The sequence below is a fragment of the Streptomyces sp. NPDC033229 genome (assembly GCF_055576875.1).
The window spans coordinates 1-11,056 of record NZ_JBVIQR010000091.1 but is presented as its reverse complement, the minus strand read 5'-3'; the positions used below and the strand labels follow the sequence as shown (position 1 = coordinate 11,056).

6 protein-coding genes and 5 pseudogenes are annotated in these 11,056 nt (G+C 68.8%); 4 read left to right on the top strand and 7 right to left on the bottom strand.

The annotated features are described in order from the left end of the window. Positions 1-322 precede the first annotated feature (322 nt). Positions 323-814, top strand: a complete 492-nt coding sequence (locus ACZ53N_RS34955) for a Gmad2 immunoglobulin-like domain-containing protein (RefSeq protein ID WP_469144792.1) — start codon at positions 323-325, stop codon at positions 812-814. Positions 815-1,958: 1,144 nt separating this feature from the next. Here the strand turns inward: ACZ53N_RS34955 and ACZ53N_RS34950 are convergent. From ACZ53N_RS34950 to ACZ53N_RS34925, 6 genes and pseudogenes are all read right to left on the bottom strand, one after another. Further along, complete coding sequence (locus ACZ53N_RS34950) at positions 1,959-2,585, bottom strand: hypothetical protein (protein ID WP_469144791.1); 627 nt, start codon at positions 2,583-2,585, stop codon at positions 1,959-1,961. Positions 2,586-2,895: 310 nt separating this feature from the next. Next, a pseudogene (locus ACZ53N_RS34945) lies at positions 2,896-3,240 on the bottom strand (transposase); the annotation flags it as partial. 221 nt (positions 3,241-3,461) lie between these two features. Next, positions 3,462-4,494: pseudogene (locus ACZ53N_RS34940) on the bottom strand (IS701 family transposase); the annotation flags it as partial. A 146-nt stretch (positions 4,495-4,640) separates the two neighbouring features. Beyond that, positions 4,641-5,609: a DUF1353 domain-containing protein gene (locus tag ACZ53N_RS34935; RefSeq protein ID WP_469144790.1), complete on the bottom strand. Its 969-nt coding sequence runs from the start codon at positions 5,607-5,609 to the stop codon at positions 4,641-4,643. 510 nt (positions 5,610-6,119) lie between these two features. Continuing rightward, positions 6,120-6,751: pseudogene (locus ACZ53N_RS34930) on the bottom strand (DUF4158 domain-containing protein); the annotation flags it as partial. A gap of 240 nt (positions 6,752-6,991) precedes the next feature. After that, positions 6,992-7,159 (bottom strand): annotated as a pseudogene (locus ACZ53N_RS34925) (transposase); the annotation flags it as partial. 455 nt (positions 7,160-7,614) lie between these two features. Here ACZ53N_RS34925 and ACZ53N_RS34920 point away from each other — a divergent pair. From ACZ53N_RS34920 to ACZ53N_RS34910, 3 genes are all read left to right on the top strand, one after another. Further along, on the top strand, positions 7,615-7,797 hold the full coding sequence (locus ACZ53N_RS34920; protein WP_469144789.1) for a hypothetical protein: 183 nt from the start codon (positions 7,615-7,617) through the stop codon (positions 7,795-7,797). Between the two features lie 104 nt (positions 7,798-7,901). Continuing rightward, positions 7,902-8,231: a transposase family protein gene (locus ACZ53N_RS34915; protein ID WP_469144788.1), complete on the top strand. Its 330-nt coding sequence runs from the start codon at positions 7,902-7,904 to the stop codon at positions 8,229-8,231. Positions 8,232-8,406: 175 nt separating this feature from the next. After that, on the top strand, positions 8,407-9,387 hold the full coding sequence (locus tag ACZ53N_RS34910) for a calcium-binding protein (RefSeq protein ID WP_469144787.1): 981 nt from the start codon (positions 8,407-8,409) through the stop codon (positions 9,385-9,387). Between the two features lie 173 nt (positions 9,388-9,560). On the opposite strand, the pseudogene ACZ53N_RS34905 reads toward ACZ53N_RS34910, so the two are convergent. Further along, positions 9,561-10,906 (bottom strand): annotated as a pseudogene (locus ACZ53N_RS34905) (IS1380 family transposase); the annotation flags it as partial. Positions 10,907-11,056: the final 150 nt, after the last annotated feature.

Here is an 11,056-nt window from a genome sequence, read left to right as displayed (position 1 = left end):
AACCGCCACCCCGCCACCCACTACGACGTAGGCAAGACCGTCAAACGCCCCGAGACACTCATCGCTCTGCGTGACAGCCGACCATAAGGAACAAGCTATATACGGTTCCTTTCGCATTCGTGGCACACGCGTCGTCTGAAAAACGCGTCGGCCGACAGCTGTTCGGGACCCGGCCGCACGGGCGGCATGAAGCGCACCGGGCCAGCCGTGCGGGCACCCAAGCCCCATGCACCTTCCTCATCGGCACGGCAGCGCTTGACCGCAGCAGAGAGCCCACTGAAACTGAGGGTACGTCAGGCAAGCTGGCTGTTTGGGAGGCTCCATGACGAACCGGATCGACCAGCCGCGACAGCTTGACCTGGTCGGCAATCCCATCCTCGTCGCCGGTGTCGGAAACGGATTCGAGGCCACCCTGCATTACCGGATCGAGGAAGGCCACGACGAAGTGAGCGGGCACTTCATGGCCGGAGGCGGAAGTGGCGAACACGGCCAGTTCCAGCTCAAGGTGAACGTGAGTGGCGCAGCGTTCCAGCTCGACCGGCTTTTCGTCCAGGTTTTTGAGATCAGCCCGCAAGACGGCAGGGAGGTCAACGTCGTGACCGTTCCCGTCATCTACGGGCCGCGAATCGTCCCGGGCTACATCGGCTACCGCCAGCACGTGGTAGCGCGGGGAGAGACTTTATCGGCCATCGCCGAGGCGCACTACGGCGACGCGTCACTCTACCGGCGTATCATGCGAGCCAATCCAGCCCAGATCAGCGACCCCGACCGGATCTTCCCGGGACAGGCCCTCCGGATTCCCATCGGATCATGAGAAGACACTGAGCTTCTTCAGCGACAGCCCGATGGAGTGATGACGCCCCTCGGGTTGACCGGGTCCAGGACCTGGTGCCTACTGACCTTTCCGTTGGGTTGTCGGCTCGTGTCATGTGGCCGGGGGTGCGAGGCCGGTGCTTGCCAGGCAGCCGTCGATGAGGGGCGGGGCGCGTTGGAACGCTGCTCTACGACGTGAACAGAGCCAGCCAGCCACCGCCACACCGTACGGTCGGAGACGTTCAGGCACTGCGACGTGGTGTGGACGTGGCCGCGGGTAAGCCGGCCCTCCGCACGCAGAACGAGCAGACGCCGCACCGCAGGGCCGCGCAGGGCAGTCAGCGACACGGCGTCGAGGGCGGGACCGGCCAGGTGCGGTGAGGGCTCCCGTCCAGCGTCGTCGGGGGTGGTCGCGCTCATGGGGATCCTCCGTGCCTCTGAGGAAACGGCTGCATCAGAGGTTGGGGCCGAGGCGGGAGCAGGCCCGCTCAGCAACGCACGGTCCACCGCGGTACCGGAGCCGCGGTCCAGCGCCGCGTACACGTGGGAGGTGATCTCCGCCCAGGTGCGGAAGTTCCCCCACGCGCACGTCTTGTCCCCATGGAGCAGATCCTCGTCGGCCGCGGTGTGCCACAGCGGTCGGCTTCCGGTTTCGTTTCCGGGCGGGGGCGGGTCGGGCAGGTCTGGCGGGCTCCTGGGGGATGATTCGGCGAACGGGCGTGGCGGCAGGGGGATGCCTCCAGGATGACCGCGGTCCCGGCCACGGTCCGGTCCTCGTGCATGGTGGTCTGCCGGCCGGGCCGGAGGTGCCTTCGGTGGGCGGGGGTCAGGGGCTGACCCCTGAAGGAGGGGCGGGAATCGGGAAGAGTTCCCGCCTGGCACCCTCGCTCGGGCCAGGTGCGTCTCGGCCTCGGCCGGAGGCGGGTCGCTGACCCGTGCGCCCTGGGCGTTGCGGATCGGGGATGTGAGAGCGCCCGGCTGGGGTGTCCCGGCCGGGCGCTTTCCTGAACCGTTCACCACATCTCAGTGACCGGTGCTCCGCATCTGGCCCTTGAGTGTGTCCTGGATCCCGTAGTGCGGCCGGGGCCGTGCGCCGGGCCCGGAAGGGGCCGGGGCGCAGGCTTGTCGTCTGCCCGGCGGTTCGTTCAGCAGGGGAGGGTGGTCTTGCCGGCCGCACCGGTGGCGCCGGTGGTGCCATCGGCCGTGAGGGTGGCCGCGGTGCCGTTACCGCCGGCCTGGCCGGGGCACACCGGGCTGGCGGCGCCGCCGGCGCCGCCCTTGCCGCCTGTGTGTCCGCCGCCGACGATGGACGCGCCGCCGTTGCCGCCCTTACCGCCGGCGATACCGGCACCGGCGTCGCCTACGCCGCCTACGCCGCCCTTGCCGCCGGTACCACCGAGCTTGGCCGCGCCGCCGAAGCCGCCGTTGCCGCCATTGCCGTTGGCGCCGCCGGCGCCGCCCGTACCGCCTGCGCCTCCGGTGCTCGCGCTGCCGTCACCGTTGCCGCCGGCGCCTCCGTTGCCGCCGTTGCCGTTGGCGCCGGCCGCGCCCCCGGTACCGCCCAGGCCGCCGACACCGCCGTTGCTGCCCACGCCGTTGGCGCCGTTGGCGCCGGGCAGCCCCAGGATGCCGAGACCGGTGGCTGCGCGGGCGTTGCTCGTCTCGGCCCGGCCCGTCGCAGAGGCCAGGGCGGGAGTGACGGCCAGGCCGGCCACAGCGATCGCGGCGATCAAGACCGTACGGGGAACGAGGGTGGTGCGCGTGGAGCGCATGAGGTACGCCTTCCCTTTCGCCCAGTCAGAGAAATTCTCCGGCTGACAACTCGTAGCCTAGCGGGAGAAGTGCCCGATTCATCATGCAGAATGATCAAAAGCCTTAAATGGCCGAATTAATAAAACTTTGGCTTTAAATCCCATTTTGCGTTCCAGGGGCGGGCGTTGAACACCGGGGCCCGGGAACAGCTGATGCTGTGCCCGTGCCCGTCCGACACCCGCCCCGGACGCCAAAGCCACGTATCCGGTGCCTTGGGGCCCTGACATGACGATGCCGGGCTCCCGCTTCCGGGGTACGAACCCGAAAGCCAGGGGTGACCCGGCGGGCGCGGAGTAGGCGTCGGTACTTGTCGTAGTCGTAGCCGCGGTCGGCAAACAGCCGGCGCGGACGATGACGGGGGCGGCCGCGTCGGCCGCGGATGCGGGGGCTCGCGTCCAGCAGCGGCATCAACTGCGTCACGTCGTGCCGATTTCCGCTGGTCAGCGATACGGCGAGGGGTGTTCCGTGGCGGTCGGTGATCAGGTGGTGCTTGCTGCCCGGACGGGCGCGATCGACCGGTGAAGGCCCGGTGCGAGCAGCACGTTCTGCAGGTGCGCAGTCAAAGCGGCCCACGTGCGGAACGTGCCGTGCGCGCACGACTGGTCGATCCACGTCAGATCCGCGGCCGGGACGGTACGCCACAGCGGATGGAAGCCAGTCACCACGGTCGCCACCTCCGCTGCGGCCAGGCGGGGAACCTCCTGCCACGCGCCGATGCGCGATGCCAACTGCGGCAGCCGGGCCAGCGCCCGCTCGCTGCCCGCCCCGCACACACCAACGTGATCCACGTGCCGGGGCGGTCCCACAGGCTCCACCGCGCCCCCAAACGCCTGGGCTTCCTCGATCTGCCACCTGCGGCAGATCGCTTCCACCAGAGTGGCCAGCGAGACGTCGCCGGGCGCCCAGCAGCGGAAACAGGACACCTCACCGGTGTAGCGATGCCGCCGCGCGACCAGCACACTCGTCCCGGCCCCGGTCCCGGCCGCGTTCTCGTTCTTGTCGGCAGTGTCGTCGGGGCGGACGTCGAGCCAGGCCCAGCCGTACTCGCGGATGCCCTTGGTGCCGTGTCCGGTCTGTCGGCGCATCCACTGCCCGAGCCGCACCCTGTTGATCAGCTTGCGGGCCTCCCACCGGCGGCCGGCTCCGCCGGTGACCTGGTATGAAGCCGGGATGCCGACCGCGTAGCCGAGACCTAGCGAGCGTATGCCCCGGCGCAGTTCACGGACGCAGTACACCTCGTCGCCCGCGAACCAGCGGACTGCGATCCCCGTGGCGAGCGCGTCGGCGACCATGGCCAGCGCCTGCTGAGGCTTCGTCGCGAAGGCGATCCGCTCCGGCACCCCGGCGGCCTCGCGGCGTTCCTCGTCCGCGGCCCAGTCCGCCGGGAGGTACAGGACCCGGTCAATGATCACCTTCGTGGTCGCGGTGACCGCCGCCAGGTGCACCGCCACCTGGCACAGACCGACACCACCCGATCGCCCCCGAGTACTGCCTGCCGGTCCCCACGCAGCCCGTGGACGATTTCGCATCCCCCGTCTCGTCCACCACCAGCACCACATCCTGCCCGGCGAGTTCACCGGCAACCAGACCGGCGATCTCCCTCCGCGCCAGGCCGTGGTCGAACCGGGCCCGGGACAGCAGATGCTGCAACCGGTGCGGTCCCGGATGTCCCAACGCCTGCGCGAGAGTCCAGCAGTTCCGCGTGTCCAGCTCCAGCAACAGCCCCGTGATCAGCTCCGCCCCCGTCGCGCGTGCCTCACGCCGTGCGAAGCAGCCCGCGACCGCCGTCATCGCCCTTCCGAATGCCTCGCCCCACGCCTGCTCCGCTATCGTGGCCTCCACGGCCACCGCGTCTTGATACGTCGTCACAAACGTTCATGGTCACCGATGGCATAGCCCCTTGGGCCGTTACCTGCGGTAGATCCTCGCGGAGAGTGCAAGCGCTGGTTTTCGCTCCGATGTATCAACCCCCAGTTCCGCCTCGGCCGCGCCGCTGTCTGTGAGTGGACCTCGGATCATTGCTCGAAGAACGCGCCAGCGACCCCCACCTGGTAGTACGCCAAGACGGATAGGGCGAGTAGTACGAGCAGTCCGGCCACTGTCACGCCGCCCAACAGCTTGGCCCACTTCGAGGTCCACGACGCCGTGAGCCACTCCACTACCTGGTAGACCGCGGTGAGGGAGACCAGCGCGACCGTGGGGTACAGCAGCGCCCCCAGGCTCACCCCCACGACCGCGCCGGCGATCCGGAAGGGCCCCCAGGCCAGCGACAGCACTAGCGGGATCAGGACTGCGCCCGACAGCCCGCCGACGAGCTCGACCCACCACGGCCGGTCACCCATCCAGGGCAGCCCGAAAGGGAGGCCGGTGTAGTCGAAGAGGTCGAGGGTCGCCCAGACGCCGAGTCCAAAGATCAGGAAGAGGGTCAGGCCTGCGACCAAGCGGTACCTCCACTTGACCCCCGTCGACCAGCCCGTCCCCCTGCCGTCGAGCATCGTCACCGTCGCAACCGCCGACCAGACCAGCCACCGCCGGATTCGCGCGGTGCCGCAGTCCGCCATCGCGTCGCGCAATACGCGGTCGGCCTCCACACGCTGCACGATGCAGCCCTTGGAAGAAATGTACGTCTGGTCTGCTGGTGGGTGGTGCAGTCCGTCGTGCAGCAACGTGGCCGGAAGATGCCTCCCAGTCTTCGGCACGAGCCAGGTGAAGAGCGCGGGCACCGAGGTCAGGTCGCTCTTGAAATCTCCGGTGCTCGGGGGCACCACAAGAACGCCGTACTTCCGGTCGTCATAGGCGATGCGGCGCTGCATGCACCATAGCTCGCGGCCGCCGTCATCCTGCCGGAGCAGCTCGATCTTGACACTGGAGCTGGAATTGGGCGCTTCTTCCTCTCTTTTCTTCTCTTTGCAAGCGTCGACGCCACCGTCGTAGAACCGCTCCGGCGCCGGTTTGAACGGCCGCTTGCCATCCCCCCTCACCACGCGGCCGCCCCGGTCTTCTCGCTACTCCGGTTGGACATGGGCAGGGGGCCGATCACGAAGAAGCCGTGTGCGGACATGCGTACCTCTCCCTCTCACCACATCAGGTTCACGCCCCTTCCCTTCCGGCGATTGGCTGCCGCTATCCGTCCTCCTAGCGCTTGCCACCCAGGTGCCTCACCGCCGCCCTCCATCCGTGGCACGCAGTGGACATCCCCGTGATCGGCTACACCGACGCGGCCCGCGCACGTTTTGACGTCGATGTTCCCCAGCCCCTTCCCCAACCCCGTCACCGCCCATTGGCCTTCGCCGGCCCCTGGACCCCGCTCCCCCCGGTGCTCCCCGGCGCGAGACGGCAACGTCGCGGTGCCCGCCCGTGCGCGCCGGGGAGCACCGGGGACTGGATGCTTCGGCTACCCGTCCGTTGGGGTGGAGGGGTCGGGCTTGGGCAGCCTGCCGGTGCGGCGCAGGTGGGCGGCGTAGTGGGCGATTGCCGCGTCGGCGATGTCCTGCGGGCACCCGCGACAGGTTCACCCGGCCCAGCGCGAACGCGGAGATCTCCTCCACCCGCACCATCGCCGTGCCCGTCGACTTCACCGGCGGTGTACGCAGCCGCTCCAGCTCCGAGACCCGCCTGCCCTCCGGCACCACCAGCAGCTCCGCCAAGGCCGGCGCGAGCACAGGATCGGCCCGGTACGTCGCCCGGGCCACCGCGTCGTACAGGCGCCGCTCGGCCGCCGTACGGGCCTCCGACACCTGCCGGGCCAGCGCCGAGACACCGGCAGCAGCACCCGGTTCTTCCGCAGCCACGTCACCGCGTGGTTGAACAGCGCCACCGGCCCCTCAGCGTGCGTCCACGCCCGCCCGTACAGGAAGCCGCGGAACTCCCGGCCCCACTTCCGATCGGTGAAATCCCGGTACTTGAAGCGCCTCTGGATCTCGTCCGCGTGCTCGTACACCGTCGAGCGCCGCTCGGCGTACCGCTTCACGCACGAGGCGTCCAGGATGCCGAGCTGCCCGGCCAGGTACTCCACGACCTCCCACGGCACCGCGAGCGGGTCCTCGCCCAGAAACCGGCCGACGTAGCGGACGGTACAGATCTGCACCGCCATGCCCAGCCGGTGCGCGTCCGTACGGCGCAGCGCGGACGAGAAGGTCAGCGGCCACATCGCGGCGCCGCTCACGCTTCTCTCGGGCAGGCCCCCGCCCATGGTCATACGAACGCGGGTGTGGACAGGGGTGGCCGCATGGGCCGCCCACCGGCTGCCGGCGCCGACGGTTTCCGCGGCCCGCACCGGCTGCGAGTCGATGATCGCCGCGGTCGGATCCGTTTCCCGCCCTTCGGCCCGGCGGACGGCGTCGCGCAGGGCGTCGTGGAGGGCGTCGACGTCGCCGTCCTGGTACCACCGGGTGAAGATCGCGTGCACGGTCCGCCAGGGCGGGAAGTCCGCAGGCAGGTTGCGCCACTTACAGCCGTTGTCCGCAACGTAGAAGACGGCGTCGACGACCTGGCGGCGGCAGTACTCCTCCGGACGCCCACCGTTGCCGTCCAGCCATACCGGCCAGGTGCGGTGAGGGCTCCCGTCCAGCGTCGTCGGGGGTGGTCGCGCTCATGGGGATCCTCCGTGCCTCTGAGGAAACGGCTGCATCAGAGGTTGGGGCCGAGGCGGGAGCAGGCCCGCTCAGCAACGCACGGTCCACCGCGGTACCGGAGCCGCGGTCCAGCGCCGCGTACACGTGGGAGGTGATCTCCGCCCAGGTGCGGAAGTTCCCCCACGCGCACGTCTTGTCCCCATGGAGCAGATCCTCGTCGGCCGCGGTGTGCCACAGCGGGTGGAACAGGCGCAGCACACCGGGAACCTGCGTGGTCCAGGCGTGGCGTGTGCTGCCAGGTAAGGATTCTTGAGGCCAGCGCGGGAGCGAGGGCCAGGGTACGCTCGGCACCGGCGCCCCGCACAGCACCACAGACGTCTGGGTGGCAGGCGTGTCGAGAGTGAGAGGTGATCTCATGGCGCGACGAACCCGCTACGACGCGGGCCAGGCCGCCAAGCGGCTCAAGGTGTCCGCAGCCGCGTTCCGCTGGGCGCGGCACGCCGGGCTCATCCCCGACCCGGACGTGTCCTCCTGGCAGTGGTCCCGGGCCACGATGGAAGCGCTGGACACTGACGCCATCCGCGCCGCACTCCCCTGACCGCCGATCTCCTGCGACGCGGCGGCAGGCCGAATCGCCGAAGCCCTCGGTACTTTGGCCGGCCCCGGGCGATGGTCGAGCGGGCTACGGTCGGGGTGGTCACGATGCATGCGCGGGCCCGCTCGGCGGGCACGGACTGCCCGCACTGCGGTAGTGCGTCGGACCGGGTGCACGGCGGGTACATACGGCGGCTCGCGGATGGCGCGGTCGGTGGCACCAGCGTGGTGATCGAGCTGCTGGTGCGGCGGTTCAAGTGCCCGAACCCCGGGTGCCGGGCGGTGACGTTCGCCGAACAGATCGCGGGACTGACGACTCCACATGCCCGCTACACACCACTGGTTCGCAAGCAGTTGACCCACCGGGCAGCCGGGATACGCGACTTCATCGCCACCCACAGATCTAATACCGCAGCCACCTCACCGACGGTTGTCTGACCGCAACCGGTCTCACCCCCTGACGACAACGCCGCTGCAAAGTCAGTAATGAAACCCACAGGGCCCAAGAAGAGCCGACACTTCAGTCGGCCGCTTAGGGGAATACGGTGTATTAATAAAATTGGCACCAGAGAATGCCATGAGTCGCCCATACCTCTTTTATGTAAGGAACGTGATGACAATCCGCTTTGTATTCGCGACCGTCGCACGGCCGAAGTGCTTGCTTTTGACCCTCGTGGTGGCCATCACGGCGCCATTGTTTGGCTGGAGTGCTCCGAACGCCCACGCTGCACCTGCGGATCTGATCTGCGGAGGGATCGGCGAGATCAGCTACAGCCCGGGGATCCGCACGGCTGTCCCCATTCCCCCGCTGATTCCCGGCTGGGCTCCGAGAGCCACCAACGTCACCAGCTCAGGTACCTACAGCGGCTGCGTCGACTTGACTGGCACCCCAGCAGCTGTCTCTGGCACCTACGCGAGCTCCGGGACTTCGACGATCGGATGTGAATCCGGCCCTACGACGCGTACGCGCACCATCACATGGAGCCTCGCGAGCGGAGCCACTGACACCAGCATCCTCCAGGAGAGCACGTTCTTCGTCGCACGTCCTGTGGGTGTCGTCCTCGCGAGTTCAACAGGCAGCGTCATCGCTGGCCGATACCTGGGCGACACCCTCACGTCAGCCACCCAAGCGCCCTTAAATCCTTCAGATATCCAAGGGACATGCCTCGACGTCGGCGGACTCACCTTCGTCCGAGGCCCACTCGAGCTTGTCCTGACCCCGGGGACGACATCAGAGTGCTTTGGACGGACCGCGACCATCACCGGCACACCCGGCCCTGACAGCCTCTCCGGTACCAGCGGCGATGACATCATTGACGGGCTCGGTGGCAACGACACCATCGACGGACTGGACGGCAACGATATTATCTGCGGCGGTACCGGCAATGACACCATCCACGGAAATCCCGGTGATGAAAAAATTTCCGGTGGTGACGGCAACGACACCATCCACGGCAATGCCGGCTCCGACCTGATCTTCGGCGACAACGGCGACGACAACCTCGACGGCAATGCCGATACCAACGCAGGCCACGGCGGGGCTGGTTCCGATACCTGCACAAACTTCGCTGCCACCACGGGCTGCGAAGCCTAGCCTCGATCGTTCATGAGTCCTCGTCGGTTCGCTGATGGGGACTCTGCGTTTGTGTTGGTGCGGTCTTTTCGGGGTCAGGGAGGCTGAGGGCCCGGCTCTCGCGTCGGGGAGGCGCCGGGTTCCACTCTTCCGGGGCGGTCGTGCGGGCTGTCGGGGCGGGATGTCGCTGGTCTGCCGGGACTCGGCAAGGCTTGGAGCCGGTCGACCGCCTGGGTGAGGAGGCCGGTCCAGGGCCATCGGCGGGCAGGCGGAGCCAGCGGCGACGGCCGGAGTTCACGAGCTGGGCGGCGGCGGAGGACAGCCGGAGCCGGAGCCGTTTGGGGCTCCCAGCGGCGGGTGTCACCGGTCAGGGCGAGCATCGGCATCCAGGCGGGGAGGTCGAGCGAGATGGAGACGGTCTCGAGCCAGATCTGGTGCTGCGCGCTGTCGTGGAGGGGAAGGTCGCGCAGGCCGACGTCGCGGGCGTTTCGTATGCGGTCCCCGCAGCGGGCCCGCCTGCGGTGACGTAGTTCGAGGTCGGCGAGCTGGCTGCCTCTGGTGTTGGCGGCGAAGCAAGTGAGCCATCGTCCGTCGAGGCTGGTGACACGCAACTGGGTACCGGGGTGGGGCTCCTTGCGGACGATGAGCCGCATGCCCTGAGCCAGGTGGTCAGGTCGGGCATGCCGGTGATCTCCGCGGCTCAGGCGCCGGGTCGTTCGGTTCCGCCCGCGTCGCGGGCCGGTGTCCATGCCTTCTCCGGGATGTTCAGGACGGCCTGGTGGAGGGCGCCGGTCATGGTCATTCCGACGGAGCACGAAAGCCACCGTCCGGGCTTGGAGAGCCAGGCGAGGAAGGCGTGGGTGCCGCCAGCTGAGCCGGTGCCGATCAGCGTCTAGCGTCCCCGCCGCAGAGAGCTGGGCAGTTGGGCGAGGGCGAGCCGGGTAGCTTTGATGTGATCGTTGGCGGTGCTGGAGCCCGCGTTGCCGGGCTGAAGCAGAGCTGCCACCTCCCCGGAACCGGTCTGACCGTGGCCGACGCACGAGATGGGGGTGATGACCGTAGGTCTTCTTCCAGGTCGGGTGGCGTCCTGCTTCTCGGAGTGCGCAAGGACCAGCACACCGTCGGTGTCCACGATCACGTGACCGTCGGCGGCCGGACCGTTCGCCCCGGCCAGCCCCCAGGCCCGCGTCCGTACTTCTGCCCGCGCCGACCGGATCGCGGTGAGGGCTTTCGGTCCGGCTGCGGCGAGGACGTCGATGAGGCGGGAGACGGGTGCCGGAAGCCACCGGCTCGAGTACCTCAGGCTCGGCTCGCAACAGCCCGACGTCAGCCAGGCAGTCCCCGCCCAGAGCGACTCCGGGCGGGGACATCGAAGAGAACCTTGCCCGGATCGTGCACCACCCCGCGGCTTTCGCCACGGCGCCAATGCTGCCGATATCGCGCCGTCCAGACCGGACTTGCGGACCGTCTCCACCAGCAGCACCGACCCGGCCTGCGAGACCACCGTCCACCCCCCGTTATGTTTTTCGTGGTCCTGCAACGGGGCCGCTGGCCTCCGGGCCCGGTATGACTGTGTCCCCTCTGTCGAACGGATGACAATGCCGTTGCTTTTGGCGGTTACTGCCATCTGTGGTTCATGGTGATGGCGACTGCCGGACGCTGTTGGCTGGCCGACTCGTCGGGGGCCTTG

What these genes read in the sequence shown, in the direction of transcription:
- ACZ53N_RS34955 (WP_469144792.1), top strand. Translation starts at nt 323, where the DNA reads ATGACGAACCGGATCGACCAGCCGCGACAGCTTGACCTGGTCGGCAAT.
- ACZ53N_RS34910 (WP_469144787.1), top strand. Translation starts at nt 8,407, where the DNA reads ATGACAATCCGCTTTGTATTCGCGACCGTCGCACGGCCGAAGTGCTTG.
- ACZ53N_RS34920 (WP_469144789.1), top strand. Translation starts at nt 7,615, where the DNA reads ATGGCGCGACGAACCCGCTACGACGCGGGCCAGGCCGCCAAGCGGCTC.
- ACZ53N_RS34950 (WP_469144791.1), bottom strand. Translation starts at nt 2,585, where the DNA reads ATGCGCTCCACGCGCACCACCCTCGTTCCCCGTACGGTCTTGATCGCC.
- ACZ53N_RS34915 (WP_469144788.1), top strand. Translation starts at nt 7,902, where the DNA reads ATGCATGCGCGGGCCCGCTCGGCGGGCACGGACTGCCCGCACTGCGGT.